This window comes from uncultured Metabacillus sp. (assembly GCF_947503125.1).
Lineage (GTDB): Bacteria > Bacillota > Bacilli > Bacillales > Bacillaceae > Metabacillus.
On record NZ_CANNCR010000051.1, the window covers coordinates 1 to 23093 of the forward strand.

Annotated in this window: 21 protein-coding genes, 1 tRNA gene, 4 pseudogenes and 1 riboswitch; of the genes and pseudogenes, 10 read left to right on the plus strand and 16 right to left on the minus strand. The window is 37.0% G+C overall.

The window, feature by feature from the left end; translation table 11 throughout:
* Positions 1-350 precede the first annotated feature (350 nt).
* The 4 genes from Q1B07_RS21200 to Q1B07_RS21215 all read left to right on the plus strand — a co-directional run bounded on the left by Q1B07_RS21200 (position 351) and on the right by Q1B07_RS21215 (position 2106).
* Positions 351-644, plus strand: a complete 294-nt coding sequence (locus tag Q1B07_RS21200) for a reverse transcriptase N-terminal domain-containing protein (protein WP_299093909.1) — start codon at positions 351-353, stop codon at positions 642-644.
* Between the two features lie 95 nt (positions 645-739).
* On the plus strand, positions 740-946 hold the full coding sequence (locus tag Q1B07_RS21205) for a reverse transcriptase/maturase family protein (protein WP_299093910.1): 207 nt from the start codon (positions 740-742) through the stop codon (positions 944-946).
* A gap of 338 nt (positions 947-1284) precedes the next feature.
* Positions 1285-1635: a group II intron maturase-specific domain-containing protein gene (locus Q1B07_RS21210; RefSeq protein WP_299093911.1), complete on the plus strand. Its 351-nt coding sequence runs from the start codon at positions 1285-1287 to the stop codon at positions 1633-1635.
* Positions 1636-1713: 78 nt separating this feature from the next.
* Positions 1714-2106, plus strand: a complete 393-nt coding sequence (locus Q1B07_RS21215; protein ID WP_299093913.1) for an HNH endonuclease signature motif containing protein — start codon at positions 1714-1716, stop codon at positions 2104-2106.
* A 216-nt stretch (positions 2107-2322) separates the two neighbouring features.
* On the opposite strand, the gene Q1B07_RS21220 is transcribed toward Q1B07_RS21215, so the two are convergent.
* The gene (locus tag Q1B07_RS21220; RefSeq protein WP_299093915.1) at positions 2323-2805 is read right to left on the minus strand and encodes a DinB family protein; all 483 of its coding nucleotides are present in this window, start codon (positions 2803-2805) and stop codon (positions 2323-2325) included.
* Positions 2806-3018: 213 nt separating this feature from the next.
* Positions 3019-3261: pseudogene (locus Q1B07_RS21225) on the minus strand (tautomerase family protein); the annotation flags it as partial.
* 30 nt (positions 3262-3291) lie between these two features.
* Between Q1B07_RS21225 and Q1B07_RS21230 the strand changes: the two are divergent.
* Positions 3292-3762 (plus strand): hypothetical protein, encoded by a 471-nt coding sequence (locus tag Q1B07_RS21230; protein ID WP_299093916.1) that lies wholly within the window; start codon positions 3292-3294, stop codon positions 3760-3762.
* Positions 3763-3888: 126 nt separating this feature from the next.
* Here the strand turns inward: Q1B07_RS21230 and Q1B07_RS21235 are convergent, their stop codons facing one another.
* The 3 genes and pseudogenes from Q1B07_RS21235 to Q1B07_RS21245 form a co-directional block, all read right to left on the minus strand.
* Positions 3889-4890: a DUF3231 family protein gene (locus Q1B07_RS21235; RefSeq protein WP_299093917.1), complete on the minus strand. Its 1002-nt coding sequence runs from the start codon at positions 4888-4890 to the stop codon at positions 3889-3891.
* Between the two features lie 44 nt (positions 4891-4934).
* Positions 4935-5399: pseudogene (locus Q1B07_RS21240) on the minus strand (hypothetical protein).
* A gap of 250 nt (positions 5400-5649) precedes the next feature.
* Complete coding sequence (locus Q1B07_RS21245; protein ID WP_299093919.1) at positions 5650-6762, minus strand: endospore germination permease; 1113 nt, start codon at positions 6760-6762, stop codon at positions 5650-5652.
* Between the two features lie 404 nt (positions 6763-7166).
* Here Q1B07_RS21245 and Q1B07_RS21250 point away from each other — a divergent pair.
* A pseudogene (locus tag Q1B07_RS21250) lies at positions 7167-7271 on the plus strand (transcription factor YdeB); the annotation flags it as partial.
* A gap of 332 nt (positions 7272-7603) precedes the next feature.
* On the opposite strand, the gene Q1B07_RS21255 reads toward Q1B07_RS21250, so the two are convergent.
* Positions 7604-7975, minus strand: a complete 372-nt coding sequence (locus Q1B07_RS21255) for a DUF2750 domain-containing protein (RefSeq protein WP_299093920.1) — start codon at positions 7973-7975, stop codon at positions 7604-7606.
* 411 nt (positions 7976-8386) lie between these two features.
* On the opposite strand from Q1B07_RS21255, the gene Q1B07_RS21260 reads away from it, so the two are divergent.
* Positions 8387-8689: a metalloregulator ArsR/SmtB family transcription factor gene (locus Q1B07_RS21260; RefSeq protein WP_299093938.1), complete on the plus strand. Its 303-nt coding sequence runs from the start codon at positions 8387-8389 to the stop codon at positions 8687-8689.
* Between the two features lie 68 nt (positions 8690-8757).
* Positions 8758-9153, plus strand: coding sequence for an ArsI/CadI family heavy metal resistance metalloenzyme (locus Q1B07_RS21265; protein WP_299093921.1), 396 nt, complete (start codon positions 8758-8760; stop codon positions 9151-9153).
* Positions 9154-9585: 432 nt separating this feature from the next.
* Here the strand turns inward: Q1B07_RS21265 and Q1B07_RS21270 are convergent.
* From Q1B07_RS21270 to Q1B07_RS21305, 8 genes are all read right to left on the minus strand, one after another.
* Positions 9586-9657, minus strand: a tRNA-Val gene (locus Q1B07_RS21270).
* 169 nt (positions 9658-9826) lie between these two features.
* Positions 9827-11803 (minus strand): TRAP transporter permease, encoded by a 1977-nt coding sequence (locus Q1B07_RS21275; protein WP_299093922.1) that lies wholly within the window; start codon positions 11801-11803, stop codon positions 9827-9829.
* Positions 11796-12314: a DUF1850 domain-containing protein gene (locus tag Q1B07_RS21280; RefSeq protein WP_299093923.1), complete on the minus strand. Its 519-nt coding sequence runs from the start codon at positions 12312-12314 to the stop codon at positions 11796-11798. The genes Q1B07_RS21275 and Q1B07_RS21280 overlap by 8 nt, the downstream gene beginning before the upstream one ends.
* A gap of 72 nt (positions 12315-12386) precedes the next feature.
* A complete protein-coding gene (locus tag Q1B07_RS21285; RefSeq protein WP_299093924.1) occupies positions 12387-13394 on the minus strand; it encodes a TAXI family TRAP transporter solute-binding subunit in 1008 nt (335 codons plus the stop codon).
* Positions 13395-13720: 326 nt separating this feature from the next.
* A complete protein-coding gene (gene metC / locus Q1B07_RS21290) occupies positions 13721-14905 on the minus strand; it encodes a cystathionine beta-lyase (protein WP_299093925.1) in 1185 nt (394 codons plus the stop codon).
* On the minus strand, positions 14892-16016 hold the full coding sequence (locus tag Q1B07_RS21295; RefSeq protein ID WP_299093926.1) for a methionine biosynthesis PLP-dependent protein: 1125 nt from the start codon (positions 16014-16016) through the stop codon (positions 14892-14894). The genes metC and Q1B07_RS21295 overlap by 14 nt, the downstream gene beginning before the upstream one ends.
* Positions 16017-16313: 297 nt before the next feature.
* Positions 16314-16686, minus strand: a riboswitch (SAM riboswitch).
* A gap of 130 nt (positions 16687-16816) precedes the next feature.
* Complete coding sequence (locus Q1B07_RS21300) at positions 16817-18277, minus strand: aldehyde dehydrogenase family protein (protein WP_299093927.1); 1461 nt, start codon at positions 18275-18277, stop codon at positions 16817-16819.
* A gap of 16 nt (positions 18278-18293) precedes the next feature.
* Positions 18294-19925: an acetolactate synthase large subunit gene (locus Q1B07_RS21305; protein ID WP_299093928.1), complete on the minus strand. Its 1632-nt coding sequence runs from the start codon at positions 19923-19925 to the stop codon at positions 18294-18296.
* 240 nt (positions 19926-20165) lie between these two features.
* Between Q1B07_RS21305 and Q1B07_RS21310 the strand changes: the two genes are divergently transcribed.
* Positions 20166-20708, plus strand: coding sequence for a cupin domain-containing protein (locus tag Q1B07_RS21310; RefSeq protein WP_299093940.1), 543 nt, complete (start codon positions 20166-20168; stop codon positions 20706-20708).
* A gap of 129 nt (positions 20709-20837) precedes the next feature.
* Here the strand turns inward: Q1B07_RS21310 and Q1B07_RS21315 are convergent.
* Together Q1B07_RS21315 and Q1B07_RS21320 are read right to left on the minus strand one after the other, a co-directional pair.
* Positions 20838-21313: pseudogene (locus Q1B07_RS21315) on the minus strand (hypothetical protein).
* 106 nt (positions 21314-21419) lie between these two features.
* Positions 21420-21779, minus strand: a complete 360-nt coding sequence (locus Q1B07_RS21320; RefSeq protein ID WP_299093929.1) for a transporter — start codon at positions 21777-21779, stop codon at positions 21420-21422.
* A 561-nt stretch (positions 21780-22340) separates the two neighbouring features.
* On the opposite strand from Q1B07_RS21320, the gene Q1B07_RS21325 reads away from it, so the two are divergent.
* Positions 22341-23066, plus strand: coding sequence for an esterase family protein (locus tag Q1B07_RS21325; protein WP_299093930.1), 726 nt, complete (start codon positions 22341-22343; stop codon positions 23064-23066).
* Positions 23067-23093: the final 27 nt, after the last annotated feature.

Genomic DNA, 23093 nt, shown 5'->3' on the forward strand with positions numbered 1-23093 from the left:
AAGGGTTGATATACTTATTTCTCTATCAGTCTGCTAGCCCTTAATTTTTTTGTCCAGCTAAGTGTAACCTATCCATTGGATATACCTAACCTACTCGTATCTGACAGAAGTTGAACTTGTTAAGTCCAATGGGGTCCTTACTTAGGTAAGCTAAGCGTAAGCAAAGCCCAACTCCCTAGTAGATAAGGGAAATTGGAGAAAGCAAAAGCCACTTTGTCGAAAGGCAACAGGAATCGGAAATAACTGGGTGGATAATGTATCTGACATAACCCGAAAGGGTGCTGAATTCCAATTAGTGTGCAACATGGGATAAAGCGTTGATGAATATTTTAAAAGGATGGTAACAGACGATGAACACTTCTATAAGGAAGTCCGCATTACCATACATTACTGATTGGGACAGCATAAGTTGGTTAAACATTAGTCAGTATGTAGAGAAATTACAACAACGAATATACCATGCCGAAAGTCAAGGAAAGATCCGTAAAGTAAGAGATTTGCAAAGATTGCTAATGAATAGCGAAGCTGCACTACTACTCTCTATTCGAAGAGTTACCCAAATTAATAAAGGGAAACGAACGGCGGGTGTCAATGGGTATAAAGCTTTGACTCCGTATGAGAGAGTTAACTCTATTACGAGATGAAGGATATGAACATTAAGTGTTACAGACCAAAGCCAACTTATCGAACTTACATCAAAAAGAAAAATGGGAAACTTAGACCGTTAGGGATACCGACGATGAAAGATAGAATTTATCAAAACATCGCTAAGTTAGCCCTTGAACCGCAGTGGGAAGTTAAATTTGAACCAACTTCTTATGGCTTTAGACCAAAAAGGAATTGTCATGATGCAATTGAAAGAATTCATACCACTGTTGGTAACAAGAAGGTCTGGATATTTGAAGGAGACTTTAAAGGTTGTTTTGACAATTTAAACCATAACTAAATTCTGGAACAGATTAAAGGGTTTCCAGCTTTTAATGTAATAGCAAAGTGGTTAAAAGCAGGCTTTTTAGACAACGATGTATTCCATGAATCAGAAGATGGAACTCCTCAAGGTGGTATTATTTCACCACTTCTAGCTAATATTGCACTACATGGTCTAGAAGATTTACTTAACATAAAATACCGAAAGGTAAAGAGGAAATTAAAAACAACCTATGAAAATCGGGCTAAGTTTGCCGTTACAAAATATGCTTATGACTTCGTGAAACTAAGGAAGATGCTAATGGTTTATATATTAAACTGAAGCCGTACCTTGAAACTAGGGGGCTTGAGTTAGCAATGGAAAAGACGAAAATAACACATATTGAAGAAGGATTTGATTTCCTAGGTTTCAATATAAGAAAATACAAAACTCATAATGGTAGTAAAACTCTTACCAAACCTTCCAAGGATAGTATTAAAAATGCGAAGAGGAAAATCAGCGAAAAGGCAAGGCAATTATACGGTAAAAACGTACTAAAACTAATCGACACGCTTAACCCTATTGCTTTAGGTACGGCGAATTACTGGAGTCCAACTGTCGCCAAAAAAGTCTTCTCTGAAATGGATGCACATATTTGGAAAGTTCAATACAAGTTTCTGCGAAGGCTTCACCCAAAAAAGAACTGGCATTGGATTAGTAAAAGGTAATTTAAGCCAGATAAAACTGGTCAAAGTAATAACAATTGGATTCTAACTGACCCGATAACCAATAATCAATTAAAAAAGGTGTCTTGGATACCAATTAAACGACACGTAGTTATTAAATATGATTATAGTCCTTTCAATAAAAATCTCAAAGATTATTTTGAAAAGCGTGATATTAAAGAGTTTAATAGAAACAATGTAGCACATAGGCAAAAGTTAGCGAAAAAACAAAAGTACATTTGCTCTTTGTGTAGTAAATCAATTGCAGATAGGGCTGAAGGTTTAGAAATACATCATAAAATCCCTAGAATCAAAGGTGGAAGTAATGAATATAAGAATCTAGAATTAGTTCACATATCTTGCCATCTGGAATACCACAAGGTATTCCCTGCAAAGGCCGACATCCCAAATAAGTCTCAACTTGGGAGCGTCAAAAAGTACATAAAGAGAAAGAAAATAATCGGATTAATTTAGTCTAGACAAGGATAAATGCATGCTTGAGCCGTATGTGCTGAAAGGCACACGTGCGGTTCTTAGGGGGGAAGGGGGATAGCAATATCCCTGACCTACCCGACAAAAGCTGGCGATAATTTCAAAAGCTTACCTATCACTATAATAAGAACATAAAGATCCCATCTGCAATCTTCATCTTCAACTTACGCAACCGTCAGTTCTATATTTATAAGAATCTTACGTAATGTTTTGATTCCAGCTCTTTTGTAACCTCCGAATATAAATAATTTGACCAATATGATATGCATTATGTGTTGTTACATTCCCTAATACTTCCCACCATTTAGTATTGGAGAACCCTTGAACATCGCTTTCAAGTTGTTTTTTCGTTAATATTTCTTGCCAATGTAAAAGAACTCCTAATAGTTGTTTTTGAAGTTCAAAGAATGTTTTATCTTTTAAAATGGTAAATGTACTGTCATTACTTCCTACTGTCGGAACTGCATGAACACTAGATTCTTTATACCTTGTTTGCCACGTTTCATTCCAATAAAGCAAATGCTGTACAATTTCGGCAATACTATTACTTTCTTCACCCACCTTCCAAAAAGCTTCTTCCTCTGTCAAATTTTTAACAGATTCTGAAAAAGGTATGTACCAACTTTGCTCATTTGCATTAGCTAACAGTTGGTCAGACAAAACATCTTTTGCATGAAACATACTTGCTACACTCCTTCATAAAAATTATCAGAATTTATTCACCACTTAATTAATATTAAACATTCTCTTCCATATGGTTATTCCCCTCTTTTTAAATTCATTCTTAAGCTAAACTGTACCGTTTATTCAATAAGAAAAAAGCGATTATTCTTCTTGAACAATCGTATCCGTTACTTGAATAAAAAGGCAGTCACTAATTGACCGCCCTTTTACTCATATATTTACTTTATTATTCAGTACTAACTCATCTCCAGGTAATCCTCTTATTCCCCAGTTATGTTTTGGTGTTTCAAAAATTGTAATTTCAACATCTTGAAGGGATAAATTCAATTCACTATTTATACGTTCAAATAGTAACTTTAATAATTGTTTTTTAGCTTCTACCGTTCGACCTTCGAACATACTGATTTCAATAATAGTGTAAGCTTCAGTTCTTCCATTTGCAAAATAAAAATCAAAGCTTTAGGTTTATGTGACCAGAAAAATATGTCTGAACGCTTCATTGAGCAACACTCTTTAAAGGAACTTGAAAAAATAAAAATAGAAACTGATATCTTGACCGATGTTTCATCTACTAAAGATGCAGATCGAGCAAACCATAAAATATCATCTTTGCGTGCTGAATTGGAGTTATTAGAAAAAAGACGTAAAAAGTGGCAGTATGCCTGGGTAAATGAGATGTTAACTGATGAGGATTTCACTAAGAGAATGAATGAAGAAAACTTAAAAGAAGAGGAAATTAAAAAGCAGCTCTCTTCCCTTCAACCTATCAATGAAAAAATGAGTCCTAACGAAATGATCGAAGTTTTAAATGATGTTCGTGAAAATTGGGAACACATGGACTCAATTGAAAAGAAAATGTTACTTCAGATGCTCGTAAAAAGAATTGATTTAGATAAAATCGGTGATCGTCCAGTTGTTGAGAGTTTAGTTATCACTGATATTGAGTTTTATTAATCTTCATTTCTGGATGCTTCTTCAACAAAGGTGCAGGTTAATTACAATATACGATACTTTATCTAACTGAAATAATACAAGCTCTCATAAATAGTAAAGAGAGCTTGTATTGTTTAATAATTATCTTTATTTAGTTAAATCGTTCCTATCCTGCATTTGTGGTGGCTCTTCAAGCCAACCATTTTTCGCTATAATTTTCCCACCATCCTGCCCAAAAGTTAATATGTCTTTTGCTGTACTAACCATTTTTAATGGGAGGTCACTTCGTAAACTAAATGCTGTTCCTAAAGCATTGCTTCCTAAACCAAAGCTGCAAAACAGACTGGTACAGTACATCATCAGTTTATCTGAAAAAGGAGCTACCTTTGAGTCTGTTGCATTTGCTCCCCATGTTGAAGGTGGCTGAATATCACTTTGAAGAAATAATTGTGTATAGTCCGTTACTATTTTTTTCGCTAATTCTTTTCCTTTTACGAAATATTTTTTCACTTCAGGTTCATTTGCCACTTGCGCGAACCCCGTTATTAATTGCATTCCAATAATATTTGATTCAATTGCATGATATAAATGTGCTACTTCCACTGTATTCAATGCTCGCTTTTCCGAAAATAAGTTGAATCCACTCATATAACTGGTTCCCTTTGCAAACTCCACAGACTTTGGCATAGTCACTGCAGGAGGACGTGGTAAAACATCTTTCTCTTGCAAATAATCCACGCATTCATCATAAACACTTTGGGTAAATGCAGTTAATTCCTTATAAAGGAGAATGATATCTTTGCGATATGCCATATTTAGATGAAGCGTATGTAATGCCATGCTTATTTCTTTGAGAAGACGAAGAAACATAATATCAAACATGTTGTCATACAGTTTAGGTACGCCAATATTAACATCTTGCTCTGTGTATCCGACAGGAATGATAGCACCTTCATTTTTGAGGATAGCTTTTATATCTTCAAGATAGTTAATAATTTTCATATGAGTATCTTGCATAATCTCTTTAGCTCGAGTGTCATCGGCTTGTTCTATAAAATATTCAAGCATTCTCTGTTTCATTGTTTTTTCCTGATAGGTCATCCACAATGTTCCTAATTCACTTGAAGTTAAAGCCTGTTTTTGAGACATGATAAAACCTCCATTTTTATATTCGTACAAAACATTAACCACTTTCATTCAACCTTCATTCGCAAAAACATACTCGTTATAAATTCCCCAAACAAAAAACCCGGAATTAAACACAAAATTGGAAGCCACACAGGTCCAAATAATGTTTGTCCTAATTTTAGTGAAGGAGAGTACATTAGCCCAATTGTTACAAAATAAGCCCCAAATACAAAAGGAAAATATGAATAAGGAGGAGTCTCTCCTTTGGCATCTTTATACGCATCCCACATAGTAAACATATATAGGCAGGGCTAGAACATCAGCCATTGGTAATTTGCTGCTTCGATCGCTTCTCTAATGTTTCCTTGAAAGCTTTGAAAAATCACCATGTTAAAATTACTATTAACATTAATGAGAAACTCAAACAAAAGAAAAACTATACCTTTAACAAATTTTCTGTTTAATAACTGAGCAAAGCCTGAGAAAGCTATACTCCACAGAATAGCTTCTAACTTATCAGTCATAATCATTTTGTCCTTTTATTAGTTATAAATTTAATGTTTACTACAAGAGTAAAATTATGTAATAATTGAATTTACTTTTCAGTTCTTAAAAGGGAGTTAGTTAAACAAGTTAGTAATATGCATGGTCCTATTGTCCTGACTGGGTGCCCAGTCTGGTCAATAGGACTATGCATTTTTATTAAACTAAGTCTAATTCTTACTTATATAATATAGAGGTTATTGTTGTCTTCTTAATGTTTTACTGATAGCTTGAGCTTCAGACAGAAGAGTTTTTATGATTGAACTTTTTCCGAATAAAAGCGATGAAAAGTAGCATTATCGGCACTATTATTTGCAATGGTACAAGGAAATAAAGAAAATAATTATATCCCAATCCAATTTTTAAATGTTCAACAAAGTCAGTTGCAATTAATAGTGATAAGGGTGTAATAATAAAACCCAGAGCAAGTAGTATCGATTTAGAATGATTTAGCTTGAATAATTGATAGATTGCAATGGATGCACCAAATATCCAACTTCCAACCTTAAAAAATACTCCTGATACCATCATTAATATAATCAATACATCAAAACGTTCAAGAAAATCCGCAATTGAAACCATGCGAGTAGCTGTTAGAAGAGGAAAAAAATCCCTACCGTAAATTTCGGGTCCTAAAACAGATAATACAATAATAGAATTAATTGTAAGCAATACTCCCCCAACTAAAATGATAAACATACCTACTTTTCTTATATTCCTTTTATTGTTTAAAAAAGGAAAAAACATCATGATGATAAATGTTTCTCCAAATGGGAAGTTTACTCCGCCAGGATAAACCTCTTTTAAAATTGGTTTAACACCGTTTCCTAATACAGGGGTAAGATTTTTAAGATTGAATGATTCAATACTAAATAACAGAATCCAAACCACAATCAGTGACATCATGTAAATTGGAAAGATTATTTCCCCCATTCTTCCAAAAGTCTCAATTCCACCCCGAAGACAATAGATCATTAGTGCCATAAAACTTCCAATAACAATAACGGTTGGGGTATCAACCAACATTGTTGATGTAATCAGTTCTCCTAAATCTCGAGAACCCCTAGAAGCAGCATAGATAAAATAAAAAATATAAACCATGATTAAAGGATAAGAAAGATACTTTCCTATAATTTTAGGTATCATTGAAACAATTGTATCACCTGGATAATAGGCCGATAATTGCGTAAAAACACCCATTAAAATTAGCCCACTTAACATTCCAATCACCATAACTAACCATGCATCCTGCTTAGCTCCTGCACCATATCCAAAAAGCATTGTTGTTCCTAACTCAAATCCAATTATTATATAAAAAAGTTGAAGTGAACTTATTTTTTTCTCCTTCATAACTGTCTCCCTAGAATAAATAAGCCTTTGATTTGTCTAAATCAGAAAGGATTTTTTATTTTTTTCTTATTATTTACAGCAAGGAACTTATGTATACTTAAAATGAATTTGTACATACTAATGTGCTCTTTTTCTAACGTTTGTATTTTTGAATTCTTCTTCATCAATACTGCACGGTTAGCACAATAAAAAATGCTCTACTCCCTTATTGGAGTAAAGCACCTTTTTACTGAATAAAATCCATCTATATTATACTTCTCTTTCGAGGTTTCAGGATATACACGGAACAATTGACGTTCCCTATTGTTTTGGCGTAGTTTTTCCTTGATATGATTTTTCCAAAAAGTTATTGACAACAAAACAAACAAATGATATTATAAAATATTTGATAAAAAAACACATATATGATAACCTTAAGAAGGTTACCATATATGAGGTGGATTATATGTTTCAAATTGGCGATAACATTGTTTATCCAATGCACAGAAACAGGAATAATTGAAGCCATAAGAATACACTTCCTATAATTATTTGTCTCAAAAGCATCTGAAGCGAATATTGTTACAAGAAAGTTTTGTGACAGTATTTTGTTACACGGTCTTTTAGATTTCTAGGAGACAATTTATATAGGGATGTCATTGTAACTAAATAGATCGCTTTTGTTACATCCAATCAGATAAATACCTAATAAAACCAATGGTTTAATATGATTCTGACTTATTATTGCGGTTCATAGCAGCTCCGCTGGTATTAGGCCTATTAAATAAATGACATAAAACTGGATGTACGATCTTGTCTTATTTATTATTTTCCAATTTAATGTGAGGGAGTATCTTACTTGTTATAAATTACTAATCATTTCTTTTATTTCATCACGTTTTTGAATGGTTGAATCGTTTCCATTTGGGAAAATCGCTGCGGCACCACCGTCATTTTCAATATCAAATAGTAAATCGTCTAAAAAATCCGAAAGTGGTATGTTGAACGCTTCGTATGACTCATCTAAATTGGCAGCCTCTATTTCAGCAAAGCTTCGACTTGGCCAAACGGGTAGTAAAAATGGATAGTCTCCATCATCATCTTCTAACAGTAATAAGTCGTCATTTTCGTTGCGTAGTAACCACACCTGTTCATCCGTTGCAACCATAGCATAAAAATATGTAAGTCTCTTTTCAGCAGGACGATTTAAAATAAATCGTTTAATTAATTTCATATAGGTCATTCCTTTACAATATTTATTAAAAAATATACCAAATAAAAAGGTAAGCTACTACATTTATTTCATTTCCAAGCATCGTTAATTGCATGATGCATTCTGACTTATATATTTGAAAAAGTCATTCCGTTGAAGAAGATTTAAAGGGGTATGTAGTTAACATAAGCGATGTTATCGGTATTGAAAAAGGACATGTAATACGTGACTAAATTGGATATAAAATAAAAACATTTGCTGAAACAGGAAAGTAACAGGAGAACTATAGGGTTGTCCTGTTTAACTTAACCCATCAATTTTTTTTGATTTATCACTTGTAAAATTAGTAAGCGCAGGATATATTATAAACAGATCAAATATTTTTGATGTGAAAAGGAATGAAATCAAGTGAAACCAAACCAAATCATACCTATCTCTGCAAATGAAAAAACTTTTGAACATTATTCAAACGCATTTAAAGCGTTAGCAGACCCTAAGCGTTTAAAATTAATGAATGAATTATGCACTCGGGGTCAGGTGTGTGTTTGTGACCTTACTGAAATTATGCAGATGCCTCAATCTAAACTTTCTTATCATTTGAAAATCTTAATGGATGCAGACCTGATTAAGCAAGAAAAGAAAGGGAAATGGAACTATTATGAATTGAATCAAAAACAGGTTAATCATTTACTATCTCCTGAATTATGTTGTCTGTTTCGTCCTACTTGTTGTTAACAAATTTTTTTGATTTACACATCAAAAAAATTTGATATATATAATAATTTACTAGGAGGAATTACAATATGAATATCCATGTTGGTTTAAATGTAACAAATTTAGATACGTCCATCGTCTTTTATTCGAAATTATTTGGTGTAGAACCTGCAAGAGTGAAATCGAATTATGCGAAGTTTTTGCTGGAAGAACCGGGTTTAAATTTTACGTTACGACCTGTTGACCGTGTAGAAGGAAATCACATCAATCATTTTGGCTTTCAAGTGTCCAGTACAGATGAATTAAAAAAGCACAAAGATAGACTAGATAAGGAAGGATTTTTCTCACGGGATGAGAACGATACAAAATGTTGTTATGCTAGACAAGATAAATTTTGGATCACTGACCCTGATGGTCACGAATGGGAATTCTTTTTTACCAAAGAAGACACTGAGGTAGACACTATAAATACTTGTTGCGAGTAAATGGAGGTTCATTTATTAATGAGGATCTTCTTCATCAAATGATACTCTATACAAAACTAGTTAACATAAGTAAGCCCAAAAGCCAAACCCAGTATTACCAAGGGTTTGGCTCTTGCCCGTTATTTATCAAATTATGCATGATTTTATACATCGTTGATTTATCAACGTTTTTGGCTTCTGAAGAAGCCTGACAGCTGTATTCAAAAGTGGGGATTTATGCTATTCAAGAACGACTTGGCCATAAAGATATTTCAACCACAATGAACCTCTATACTCACGTAACTAAAAAGATGGATTCAGACTTAGGAAATGCGTTTTTGGAGGTAAGAAATTAGTTTGGTCAGTTGTTTGGTCAGTTAGACGGTTGTTTAGACAATAAAAAAGGGTTCCTCATTTACGAGAAACCCTTTTTTATCAATGGTTTAACAACGATGACCTGTGAGGGACTTGAACCCCCGACCCCTTCCCTGTCAAGGAAGTGCTCTCCCACTGAGCTAACAAGTCGTTATATTTAAGTTACATTTTATATTATATTTCTTGCTTTCTCTTTAGTCAACCTTTTTTCATAAAAAACATATCTTGGCTTAGCTAAATCCCACACCTTTCGACTTATTTCCCAGAAAATAGGAAAAACCTGATTAGCCTCGTATCGAGGATCAGGTTTTTCGTTATGTTATGCTTGTGTCGACATTTGTGGTTTGTTATGGCTGTTACGTTTCCATACATATTGTAAAGCAAATAAAGCGGCAAACATGATCAATCCAGTTATATCAGAAATGCGTTCAGGATAAATTAGAAGCAATCCAGCGATACCAGCAAGGATTCTTTCCAGCCAATGCATCCCTCTCATCCAATATCCGATTACCCCTGCACCAATTGCAATCATACCTGTGGTTGCGGTAAATACAACCCAAATGACTTCAAGCCATGTTGTCTCAATCATGAGCAGTTCTGGTGAAAGAACAAAGATGTACGGAATGATAAACGCGGCAATCGCCAGTTTTGATGATTCGATTCCTGTGCGCAGCGGTTCTCCTCCCGAAACACCAGCGGCAGCAAAAGCGGCTAAAGCAACTGGCGGGGTAATATCTGCTACAATACCAAAATAGAAAACAAATAAATGGGCTGGTAAATCTGCTACACCTAATAGGATCATCGCTGGAGCTGCAATGGTTGATGTAATGACATAGTTTGCAGTTGTTGGCGCCCCCATTCCGAGAACAAGCGAGGCGATCATAGTTAATATCAGTGTTGGAATTAATAATCCTCCCGATAGGTCAATTAATCCATTTGCAAGCTTTAGTCCTAACCCGGTTTTTGTCACAATTCCCACTATAATTCCAGCAGCTGCAGTTGCTGCAGCAACACTTAAAGCAGTTCTTGCACCATCTACTAATGCATAAACAATGTCGATGATTTTCATTCTTGCATCTTTATTAATAAACCCAACTACAATCGAAATAAGAATGGAATACAAAGCAGCATGTGTTACGGTTATATTTGACATAAGCAAAATGATGATCGCAATAATTGGAATTAATAGATACCATTTTCCAAATACTTCTCTTCTGCTTGGCATTTCTTCTTTTGTTAGCCCACGCAGACCTAATCTTTTCGCTTCAAAATGCGTCATAATCCAAATACCAGCAAAATAAAGGATCGCTGGAATTGCAGCGGCTTTTGCAATATCCCAATAGGTGATTCCATTTCCGATAAATTCGACCATTAGGAATGCTGCAGCACCCATAATTGGCGGCATCAATTGCCCGCCAGTTGAAGCTGAAGCCTCTACTGCTCCCGCAAATTCCTTCTTATAGCCAAGATTTTTCATCATTGGAATGGTGAAAGCACCTGAGGTAACAACATTGGCAACTGAACTTCCGCTGATCGTTCCTTGAAGAGCACTTGAGAAAATGGCCACCTTTGCAGGTCCGCCAATCCTTCTGCCTGCAATCGCAATAGATAAATCATTAAAATATTGACCAACACCTGTTTTAATCAAAAACGAACCAAACAATAAGAAAAGGAAGATAAAAGTTGACGAAACAGCTAAAGGTGTTCCTAATATCCCTTCTGTTGTAAAGAACATCGTTTGAACGAGTCTTTCTAAAGTTAAACCTCTGTGTCCGAGAAACCCTGGCATATAAGCTCCATAAATGCCGTACAGCAAAAAGATCACTGCAATGATCGTAATTGGCAAGCCAACCGCACGTCTAGTTGCCTCCAAAACTAAAAGGATTGCAATCAAGCCAACGGCAAAATCCAGCGTGTCGAGCCTTCCAACACTCATGACAAGATCTTCAAAAAAGATTGGCCAATATGCTCCAACACCAATACTTATAATAGCTAAGATGATATCGTACCAGGCAATTTGCAGCTTACCTTTTTGCTTTTTCTTTCGATTTGCCGGAAAGAGCAAGAAGATTAATGATAGCGCAAAGCCTAAGTGCACTGTCCGTTGGATTTGTGCGGTAAAAACACCAAAAACTGCTGTATATAATTGAAATAAAGAGAATGCCAGTAATCCAATAAAAGCGATCCATCCTAAGATCCCGGTAAGTTTCCTCGTTCCAGCTTCTACATCATATTTTTCAATCAGTGCTTGCTGCTCTTCTTCCGTTAATACTTTCATTTCTTCTTTTTCAGCCATTGATGCTCACTCCTTTCAATTGTTGCCATATCGATAATTTTGTGACAGAAATTCTTACCCATGTTCCAGGCTTTATGTAGTTTGATAATGTATATGTCTTATCTTTATAAATAAGTCGATGATTCGCTCTTACTTGTCCAATTCTCAAATCGATAAAAGGAAAAGAACGATTCATATTCCTTATATAGTATCTTCCATCAACTTCCTCAAACACCTCGTCCCCTTCTGCATTAGAAGGCATTCCGACCGCAAAATCTTCATAGGAAAGCTCAGTTTGAACGATATGTTTAGCCGATAAACGATATGATTCAAATACATCAGAAAGATGGATGGAATGTGTATACTGTATTTGAAAGGATTTGTCCTGTTTAAGCGACAAATAGGCAAGCAATTGCTCTTTATCCTCATATGTAAACGCAATCACTTGTTTATAAGGAAAGAAAAACAAAAATGCACTGAAAAGGAGCAGGGGGACCAAAAAAAGCACACCAGTCATCCATTTATTTCTCATGATATCCCACCTATAAAAAACGAAAAAGGAAATCGATAGATCGCAGGGCGATCTACCGACTAGTAAACTATTTTACTTAGAAACACCTTTTTCTTCAAAGTATTTCGCTGCACCAGGGTGAAGCTCCATTTTCCCTAAGCCTTCAAGTGCTGTTTCAGGTGTAATGAATTCACCTTTAGCATGTGTGATCTTATCTGTATTTTCATATAATGCTTTTGTCATTTCATAAACTAAATTTTCATCAAGATCTTTTGAAACAACTAACATTGCTTTAACCGCAACTGTTTTTACATCAGATTTAATATTATACGTTCCGCTTGCAATCGTTTCTTCTGAATAGTAAGGATATTTCTCAATCAAACTTTGAATTTTATCATCTGCTAATGGCACTATCACAACATCATTTTGTGCAGATAATGCTTCTACAGCACCAGTTGGAGTACCTGCCGTAACAAATGCCGCATCAATTGTGCCTGATTGAATTCCATCTGTTGACTCATCAAATGAAAGGTTCTGTGCTTTAATATCATCAACTGTTAACCCATGAATCTCTAAAATTTGCATGGCATTAATATAGGCGCCAGATCCAGGTGCCCCAACTGAAACTGCTTTTCCTTTAAGGTCCTCAACAGATTTTATTCCGCTATCTGCTGTTGTCACAAGTTGTACAGTTTCAGGATAAAGTGATCCGATTGCTTGAATATTATCAATTGGATCCCCTTCAAACATTTCTTTTCCTTCAATTGCATATGCTGCAATATCTGTTTGTGAGAATGCAAGCTCCGCCTCTCCAGCTCTCAACGTATCCATGTTTTCTGCAGAAGCACCAGAGGTTTGTGGTGTAATTTGCGCATCGGTATTATCAGAAATAATTTTTCCAATTTGTCCACCAAGTGGATAGTATGTACCGCCTGTACCACCTGTTAATAAACTTAGGTTTTGGCTGCCGCCTCCACCTTCGTTGCTGCTTGAGCCTTCGCCACCTGACGCACTTTCATTGCCGCCGCTGCCGCATGCTGCTATCAACATGGAAAGTGTCAACAACATCACAAACAAAAGTCCTTTGTGACTCTTTTTCATAAAATTTCCCCCTTTTGTTATATAGTGTAAAAGCATACAATCTTATCTTAACATATGAAACAATAAAACTGTCAATTACGATAATTTTGAAAACAAGCGGTTTCTTGTCAAAAAATCAAGTAATTTAGCAGGTCAGCCTTATTAATTTTTTTTACCTCAACTCATGAAAAACACTATTTTCGTATAAACATTATATTTTTTACCAACTCTATGTATAAATCTAGTATGATCTATTAAAGAAGTTCTTGTCTTTATTCTTGTAACATTATTTTACATTTATTTTTTGGTATCCTTCAAAAAAAAAAACTGACCCAAATGAGCCAGCTTTATCGAACACTTTCTTTTCTATTTATCTGTGGCAGCTTCTCGAGCGCCTCTGCAAAATCCTTGATTAAATCATCCACATTTTCCAAGCCTACGCTTAGTCTAAGCAGCCCATCTGAGATTCCGCGTTTTTCACGTTCCTCTGGAGGCATTGCCGCATGAGACATTTTCGCTGGATAGGATAGAATCGATTCTACCGCCCCTAAGCTTACAGCAAATACCGGGAGCTTAACGTTTTGAACGAGTGTTTTCACTGCTTCCCCATCTGCTAGTTTAAATGAGAGAACCGCACCGGCTCCTTCGGCTTGATATCGTTGTGTTTCATAGCCAGGGTGAAAGCTTAGTCCTGGATAGTAAACTTCTTCTACTTTCGGATGCTCACTTAAAAACTTTGCTAGTTTAAGTGCTGATTCAGAGGATTGCTTTAGGCGTACATGCAAGGTTTTTAACCCTCTTAATACAAGCCAAGCATCCTGTACACCTAACACAGCACCAAATGCATTTTGCAGCTTATATAGTCGTTCTCCTATTTCAGCATCCTTCACAACAGCAAGTCCAGCGAGTACATCACTATGGCCTGCTAAAAACTTTGTCGCACTGTGTAAAACAACATCAACACCTAATTCCAGAGGTCTTTGCAGCTCCGGTGTTAAAAAGGTGTTATCCAAAAAGGTTAGACAGCCATTCGCTTTTGCAAGATTAACAATACCGCGAATATCTGTCACCTTTAGCAATGGATTTGAAGGTGTTTCCATATAAATAACCTTTGTATTTGGACGAATTTCTGATGCAACTTGATGAAGATCTGTCATATCAACAAATGTATGCTCAATGCCGAATCTCGTTAAAACATCGGTGATAATTCGAAACGTTCCGCCATACACATCTTCGGTCACAAGGACATGGTCCCCTTGAGAAAGCAGCAGAAACGCGGTTGAAATAGCCGCCATTCCTGAAGAAAAAGCTAGTCCTCTTGTTCCGCCTTCTAATTCAGCAATTGCCTGCTCTAGCGCTTCACGAGTTGGATTGCCTGAACGTGCATAGTCATATTTTCCAAATTCATCAACATCAAATTGATGAAAGGTTGAGGAATGGTGGATCGGTACACTTACCGCTCCTGTCCCTAGGTCTACCTTTGCTTCATTGTGCAGCAGCTTTGTTTGAAACGACCATTCATGATTGCTCAACAGTTTCAGCCCCTTTCATCTGTTTAAAGCTTTGCGCTAAATCTTCCATAATATCCTCTGCGTGTTCAACACCTACTGAGAAACGTAACAGCCTATTACAGACGCCATTTGCGATGCGAATTTCCTCTGGAATATCCATATGCGTTTGCGTCGCCGGATACGTAATAAAGCTTTCAATTCCACCTAAGCTCTCTGCAAATGTAATCGTCTTAAGACTCTTTAAAAATGGATTTACCCAAGTTTCATCCTGTAAACGGAATGACAACATTCCACCCTTTCCTGGATATAAAACATCCCGCACATCTGGATGCTCCTCTAAAAAGCTAGCAACAGCTTTGGCATTTTGCTCATGCTGTCTCATCCGCAGCGACAAGGTCTTCATGCCGCGCATTAATAACCAGGAATCAAATGGAGATAACACGGCACCAATCGCATTTTGATGCTGAAAAAACTCTTCACTTAATTGTTCTCCCTTTGTCACGACAAGGCCGGCCAGCACATCATTATGTCCGCCTAAATATTTGGTCGCACTATGGATAACGATGTCCGCGCCATCTAGAATTGGTGTTTGAATAACAGGTGTATAGAACGTGTTATCAACGATCACTAATAAATTGTGTTTTTTTGCTACTGCAGCAAGTGCCTTAATATCCGCTTCCTGCATTAAAGGATTTGTCGGTGTTTCGATAAATAAAGCCTTCGTTTTTTCAGAAATTAATTTTTCTGTTTCAGCCGGGTTTGTAAAGTCATCATATTGAAAGGATAAGCCATATTTTTTCCACTCTCTTTCAAATAAACGATATGTCCCGCCATACAGGTCAGAAGATACGATTAGTTCGTCACCGCTCTGAAAGAGGGCCATAATCGTTTGGATCGCAGCCATCCCTGAACTGAAGGCAAAGCCGCGATCACCGTGTTCTAAATCAGCGATTGCTTTTTCCACTAATAATCGTGTCGGGTTTCCAGTACGTATATAATCAAAGCCTGTAGATTCTCCAATTCCTGCATGTCGATAGGCTGTTGAAAAATAAACAGGGGGATTTACAGTACCTGTAACATTTTCACTGCGATTGCCGATTTGTGCTAATTTCGTTTCAATTCGTTGACTCATGTCAGTCACCATCCTAAGTGAGTTATTTTTCTAGATTATGATCATGAGAGGATAAGAAAAGCGCAAGCGCCTTGCCCAGCGACGTATGAACTGGAGCACTCCGTATGAGATAAAGGAAACACGAAGAGCGATAGCGATTCGATGTTGACTTATCGTAAGGAGGAGGGGGAAGTTCATTAGTCACTAGGCGCTGGAGCCAGACACCAAAGAGCTACGTATAAAACTTTTTACTTTCTTATTTTTCAAAATAAAAAGTCTTCCCCGTTAAGAAGAAGACTGTGTATTTGGATGCGCTTCTTCTTATCTCTCAAGCATAATGCTGGTGTGGCTTGCTGGATTTAGCACCTTGGCACTCGGAAGTTCTTGGTGGTTATGAAATCGTTGATTTTACATGTTGAAATTAGGAGGCTTTTAAATAGTGTTGTTTGGTTTTTTACAGCACGCAAGTGCTTGCGGCTTGCTTTGGCAAGCCTGGGGCAGATAATGAAAAATGCTTCGAACAAACAAAGGCGCTTTGTTCGAGTCATTTTCCATTATCTGCCCGTGCTGTAAAAAACAACATAGAGCCTCGCTTTAAACATAGCAAAATCAAAATTCACCAGATCTTCACTCGTTTTGACCGGTTGCTGAGGCTTCATTGGGCCAGTCCCTCTGCCTCTCTTGATAAGAATGTATGAAATTTTTATCGTTTACTTTTTTTACTACTTTACATTATTCAAGTAAAGATTGCAATATTATTATTGCAATAGTTTGATATCTTCGACAATTTTTTCAATTTAGAAGGACATGAAAGAGCTGCTTTACCCGAAGGAGGCAGCTCTTTCATGATTTGTCGTTAATTTGATTCCGATAAATTTCATTTCTGTCATATCTTCAATGGCGTATTTAATTCCCTCTTTGCCGATTCCGCTTTGTTTGACACCGCCGTACGGGTGATTATCCTGACGATATGTCGAGATTTCATTAATCCACACACCGCCCATTTCCAATTGGTCTGCGACGCGCATTGCCCGATCAATATCCCTTGTAAAAACACCTGCTTGCAAGCCGTAAATCGAATCATTGGCATATCCAATGACCTCATCCTCGCTCTCGAAAGGAATGACAGATACAATTGGGGCAAAGACTTCCTCAGCAATAATTTTCATATTTCGATCCACATTTGTCATGATCGTTGGCGCAAGTACCGTTCCGTTGCGTTCTCCGCCTGTTTCGATTTTTGCCCCTTTTTCAACCGCATCATCGATCCATTGCTTCGCCCGCTTTGCTTCTTTTTCGGTAATCATCGGGCCGATCTCTGTGTCTTCTTCCTTCGGATCACCAATTTTCAAGGCACTTGTTTGCTTTATATATTCTGACAAAAATGGCTCATAAATGCTCTTATGAACATACACTCTTTGTGCTGAGATACATACTTGTCCTGAAAAAGCAAAAGCTCCTTTTACTAATTCTTTCACAGCACTTTCAATATGAGCGTCTTCAAACAAAATATTTGGCGAATTGGAGCCTAATTCAAGGGTTACTTTTTTGAAGCCTGCTGACTCGCGAATTTTCCTTCCTACCGGCAAGCTTCCGGTAAAGGTAATTTTATGGACCTTTTCATGTGTGACAAGCGGTTCACCAACCTCTTCTCCTGTTCCCATTAACAGGTTTAATACTCCATCTGGAAGACCAGCCTCTTGAAATAGCTTCACGAGCTTATAGGCAGAAATAGGTGTTTTTTCAGCAGGTTTAAAAACTATTGTGTTTCCGGCTGCAATTGCTGGTGCAAGTTTATGAAGGGACAAATTTAAAGGAAAGTTAAAAGGGGTGATGGCACCCACAACACCCAGCGGAATTCGTTTAACAAACCCCATTCGGCTTTCACCGCCAATTGCCGCATCCATCGGAAGAACTTCACCAGTAATATTCTTGGCAAGCTCTGAGGCGAAACGCAAAACCTGAATGGAGCGGTTAATCTCATCGCGGCTGTACTTGATTGGTTTTCCTGCTTCCTGCACGATCGTTTCTGCAAATTCCTCTGCTCTTTCTGTCAAAAGATCAGCAGTCCGTCTTAAGATGTCAGAGCGTTTATGAGCAGGCATAAATTTCATGGTCGAATGAAAAGTTTCAAAGCTATTATTGACCGCCTCTTCAAGATCTGTACGAGTCGCTAACGCAAGTTCTCCAACTTTGTCTTGTTTATAAGGGTTATGAACAGCCAGTGTTTCACGATTGTTTTCGTTCCGTTCTTGACCATTAATGATAGATCCGTATCGCATTATGCTTCCTCCTATCCTAGCAAAGAATTTTTCCAAGCTTCTCCGTTAACTTCATGTTTTCACTATAATCAACCGGGCAATCAATTAAGACGGGCTTTTTCATTGCAATAGCTTTTTCTAACGCTTGCTTTAACTCTCCACCCTTTTGGATTTGAATCGCTTCAAAGCCATATGCTTTTGCCAGCTGGATAAAATCAGGGTTTCCAAATTTAATATAAGAAGAACGCTTAAACTTTTTCTGCTGATGCCATTCAATCAGACCATACCCTTCATCTCTCCAAAGTAAAACAATTATAGGGAGATTTAGACGTTTCGCTGTTTCAAGCTCTGCACCTGTCATCTGGAAGGATCCATCACCGCAGACTGCTACGACATTTCGCTCAGGGTGGACAAGCTTTGCCGCGATCGCTCCAGGAACCGCAATCCCCATTGAGGCAAGTCCATTTGAAATCAGACAAGTATTAGGCTGATACGTATGATACATTCTCGCCATCCACATTTTATGGGCACCGACATCAGAAATCACAATATCCTCTTCGTTTAGCACAGAACGTAAATCGGAAATGATTTTTTGCGGCTTTACCGGAAAGCTTTCGTCATCTTTAAATTGCTCAAGCTCAGCTATTGCTTGCTTGCGAACACTTAATACCCAATCATTATTTCGTTCCACTGAGGAAACGACCTCATTTAGTTTCTTTATATTTTCATTGATATCACCAATGACATTTAATTTGACTGGATAATGGGCATCTGTTTCAGCCTCTTCTGTGTCGATGTGCAAAATAGGTGTCTTTGCTTCCGGATTCCAGTTTTCCGGAGGGTATTCTGCCATATCAAAGCCTATGGCAATAATTAAATCAGATTGATTAAAACCGCATGTAATATAATCATTTCCGCCCATTCCCGCTGTTAGCAAGCTAAGCTCGTTTTTCCACGATAGCGCCCCTTTCCCCATAAACGTATGGACAACAGGGATCTTTGTTTTTTCAACAAGGGTTAACAAGCTTTCTGAAGCATGTCTTCTCGTAATTCCATTTCCTGCCAGAATGATCGGACGCTTTGCTTTTTCAATGATCGCTGCCGCTTCTTTGATCACACCATCATCTGCTTCCGATTTCGAATGATGAATAATTTCGAGTGGAGATGCTTCAATCTCCATATCCGCAATATCCTCTGGAAGATCAATATGTGTTGCTCCCGGCTTTTCCTTTGTCGCGACATGGTATGCTTTACGAACCACCTCAGGTACAATCTCGGCCTTTTTAATCTGGGCATTCCATTTTGTTACCGGTTCATAAAGATCTACTAAATCATAATATTGATGTGAAATTTTATGTTGGCGGTCTAACCCAGCCTGACCAGTAATCGCAATTAACGGATTCAGATCCATATTCGCATTGGCTACACCTGTTAAAAGATTTGTTGCTCCCGGCCCTAAAGTCGCCAGACAAACACCAGGTTTATCGGTAAGCCTTCCGTATGTACCAGCCATAAAGGCCGCACTTGTTTCATGTCTCGTTACAATAAATTCAATATCCGAATCCAGAAGTGCGTCCATAAGGTCGATGTTTTCTTCTCCAGGTATTCCAAAAATATACTTAACACCTTCATGCTCAAGACATTTAACGAATAATTCAGCAACTCTCATTTGTAAACACCCTTTGCAGATTAGTTCGATTCTATTGTTTAGTTTCCTTAAAAAAGTGTTTTTTAAACTAATTTTTTAAAAATAGTGAAAAGATAGGAGATCTTGTTTTTTGTTTATTATCATCCAATTCGCAAACCTATAATTGGGTAACTGCATAGGATGGAAAGGTGGGAAGAAAACCATAGGAGGAGACTGAGTATGTACCGCAGATCATATTATGACCATCAACCGGATTATTCAATGTATTACTACAACTGCAACAATTGGAGACATAAATGGAATCCATATCATTATTACAATTGGAATCATAACAATGGAAATTCTTATGACAATAAAATCAAATTGAAGGATTATGGACGAAATCCATTTGTGGTTAATATTAATGAAGCAACGAAGCAAAACAATACGTATCGCACAGCTTTATGGACAGGAACTTATTTACAAGTTACGTTGATGAGTCTTGGTGTTGGCGAAGATATCGGTTTGGAAATGCACCCAAATGTTGATCAATTCTTGCGTATTGAACAAGGCCAGGGAATTGTTCAAATGGGCAAGAATAAAGATCATTTAAACTTTAAACGAAATGTCTTTGATGATTCTGCAATTTTTATACCCGCTGGAACTTGGCATAATCTAACCAATACCGGAAATATTCCACTAAAACTTTATTCGATATATGCACCTCCTAATCATCCATTTGGTACTATTCATATGACCAAAGCAGATGCAATAGCTGCGGAAGAAGGCTACGGTCATGGCAATAGAAATCCAATTTATTTTTGACAGAACTCAAAAAGTTATGTATAAACTTTAAAAAAGGGTCTTCGTTTTTTTGAAGATCCTTTTTCAGCACCGAAAACATCGCTTTTTTTGATTATTATATTTTTGATTTACTTAAATTACTTTTAGTTTTTAACACATTACAACAATTTTATATGGAGTGGTTTGAGCTGGAATACTCTTTGTCGCAGGACCATAAACAACAATTAAATTTCGATTTGCAGGATTTCCTGTAAAGGCTTGCCCATTTTTCAGGACAATCTGGGCAGTAGGAGCAATATTTAATTTTAATTTGCCATCACGACTCTCCAGCTGGCTGTTAAAATAGTCTACTTTTACATTTAGATAGGGTACATTTTTCACCATAACGATAGCTCGAAATTGTGGTGGATAAATAAGAGGCACTGGTGCATCTGCATCATAAAATCCAGTTACCCAATCTCCTATACCCACCATTACTTGGTCGACAAAGTAAGTATTTGGTGTTACCACAAAATTTACTACGTTTCCATAACCATTATCTTACAACCTGTTTCCTCTCCATTTGGCCCTGTCATAAAATCACTAATCATGGTTATTGTACCTACAAATGGTTGGAAGTTTGCCATACTTATACCTCATCTTAAATAGTATTATTTTATTACTTTTTATCATTTTTTCCACATAATGAAAGCCTTATTATGTTTCATTTCCACAAGGCTTTCTTTATCGTTATTAAAAGCACATAAATGAAACAATTCGTCTTGTATCAATACCAAAAACTGTCCAAAATCTACCCGTCCATCTAAACCCAGCTACAGAACTTGTTCCTACGAAAATCGGAAAGTACCAGAATTGTTGACCATTACTAAGCCATAAATAGGTATTCCGAAATAAGCACAACGAAATGGCCCATGGATCGACTGCAAAAGGTGTCGCAGCTTGTTGTGATGGAACAAATGCGGGCGGAGGTGCAGTTGGTGCTTTTTGGGGGCTAGGAATAGGAAAAGCTCCTGGTGGTCTAGGGGGTGTACCTGGCACTTGAGGTCCAGTGAACCTTTCATACCCATAATAATCGATGTGATTCATATACATGTATGATTCTCCTTAAATAGTAATAATATTTACTATGATAAATGCGCCTAAAGTGTGTGGGCGAATTATTGATATTCACTTGTCAATTATTCTTTTAATACCTGATAAATAAATATGATGTAAGCAAGCTATAAGGATTTGTTAGAAATGGATTTAGAAATGTTTATCTATTACCCTAGAGGGACGCTATTAAGCGCTCTTTTTTTAAAGTTTAACAAAGTATAAAATTTTGTACTTTGTTTTAGTGTCTAGCGTCTTATTTGCCCTAGGCTGATCAAGAAGCTAGTGACAATTAATGATAAGACACTACGGAAAAAACGGGGGTTGGTTTTCTTTATGGCCTCCATCTCACCAATGATCGTTGTTTTTCTGAGACTTACCATGCTTAAGACAAACTCCTGTGGCTTTCGCCTGACTTGGACCGCTCGTTGGATCTTTTACGAACAGATATTCCCCGCTTAACTTCCTACTCCTCTTAAATCTTGAAGTGGGGGTTTTACTGCCCGCTAAGATGGTATAAAATAAAAAAGTGTTGCATTAATGCCTCGAGGAGAGATGTATATGAGCAATCAAACAGGTATTATTAAAGAACATCTTTTTTATTCAGAAGCATTGCAGGAAGAGCTAACATTGCTTATCTATCTTCCCGTAAATTTTTCCCCTCTTTATAAATATAGCTTGCTGATCGCACAGGATGGCCAGGATTATTTTCGGCTGGGACGTGTCGGCAGGCAGGTGGAAGCGTTAATGAAAAACGAAGAGATTGATAACGTCATTGTTGTTGGAATTCCGTATCATGATGTTGAAGATCGAAGGAAAAAATATCATCCAAATGGAGCAAAGCATCAAGCATACATACGATTTCTCACCCATGAGCTTGTCCCATATCTCGATGAGGAATTTCCTACCTACCAGGTTGGCTATGGACGGGCTCTGATCGGCGACTCGCTTGGAGCGACGGTATCATTAATGACAGGCCTTGCCTACCCAAACACATTTGGCAAGCTGATCCTGCAATCTCCTTATGTTAATGAAGTCGTGTTACAAGCTGTGCAAGACTTTAAAGAATCTTCCCGACCAACGATTTACCATCAAATCGGAAAGAAAGAGACTGAAGTTAAAACAACACATGGAGAGATTGAGGACTTCTTAACACCAAATCGCGAATTAAAAACCGTGATTTCAGCAAAAGGTTTTTCTTATACATATGAAGAATTTGATGGTGACCATACATGGAAGTATTGGCAGCCTGCACTTACACCTATTTTACGCCAAATGTTTGAATAAAATTTCAACAACTCTACCGAAAATATG

Coding starts and splice junctions, on each gene's coding strand:
- Q1B07_RS21200 (WP_299093909.1), top strand. CDS start 351: ATGAACACTTCTATAAGGAAGTCCGCATTACCATACATTACTGATTGG.
- Q1B07_RS21205 (WP_299093910.1), top strand. CDS start 740: ATGAAAGATAGAATTTATCAAAACATCGCTAAGTTAGCCCTTGAACCG.
- Q1B07_RS21210 (WP_299093911.1), top strand. CDS start 1,285: ATGGAAAAGACGAAAATAACACATATTGAAGAAGGATTTGATTTCCTA.
- Q1B07_RS21220 (WP_299093915.1), bottom strand. CDS start 2,805: ATGTTTCATGCAAAAGATGTTTTGTCTGACCAACTGTTAGCTAATGCA.
- Q1B07_RS21230 (WP_299093916.1), top strand. CDS start 3,292: ATGTCTGAACGCTTCATTGAGCAACACTCTTTAAAGGAACTTGAAAAA.
- Q1B07_RS21235 (WP_299093917.1), bottom strand. CDS start 4,890: ATGTCTCAAAAACAGGCTTTAACTTCAAGTGAATTAGGAACATTGTGG.
- Q1B07_RS21245 (WP_299093919.1), bottom strand. CDS start 6,762: ATGAAGGAGAAAAAAATAAGTTCACTTCAACTTTTTTATATAATAATT.
- Q1B07_RS21255 (WP_299093920.1), bottom strand. CDS start 7,975: ATGAAATTAATTAAACGATTTATTTTAAATCGTCCTGCTGAAAAGAGA.
- Q1B07_RS21265 (WP_299093921.1), top strand. CDS start 8,758: ATGAATATCCATGTTGGTTTAAATGTAACAAATTTAGATACGTCCATC.
- Q1B07_RS21275 (WP_299093922.1), bottom strand. CDS start 11,803: ATGGCTGAAAAAGAAGAAATGAAAGTATTAACGGAAGAAGAGCAGCAA.
- Q1B07_RS21280 (WP_299093923.1), bottom strand. CDS start 12,314: ATGAGAAATAAATGGATGACTGGTGTGCTTTTTTTGGTCCCCCTGCTC.
- Q1B07_RS21285 (WP_299093924.1), bottom strand. CDS start 13,394: ATGAAAAAGAGTCACAAAGGACTTTTGTTTGTGATGTTGTTGACACTT.
- Q1B07_RS21295 (WP_299093926.1), bottom strand. CDS start 16,016: ATGAGTCAACGAATTGAAACGAAATTAGCACAAATCGGCAATCGCAGT.
- Q1B07_RS21300 (WP_299093927.1), bottom strand. CDS start 18,277: ATGCGATACGGATCTATCATTAATGGTCAAGAACGGAACGAAAACAAT.
- Q1B07_RS21305 (WP_299093928.1), bottom strand. CDS start 19,925: ATGAGAGTTGCTGAATTATTCGTTAAATGTCTTGAGCATGAAGGTGTT.
- Q1B07_RS21310 (WP_299093940.1), top strand. CDS start 20,166: ATGTATTACTACAACTGCAACAATTGGAGACATAAATGGAATCCATAT.
- Q1B07_RS21320 (WP_299093929.1), bottom strand. CDS start 21,779: ATGTATATGAATCACATCGATTATTATGGGTATGAAAGGTTCACTGGA.
- Q1B07_RS21325 (WP_299093930.1), top strand. CDS start 22,341: ATGAGCAATCAAACAGGTATTATTAAAGAACATCTTTTTTATTCAGAA.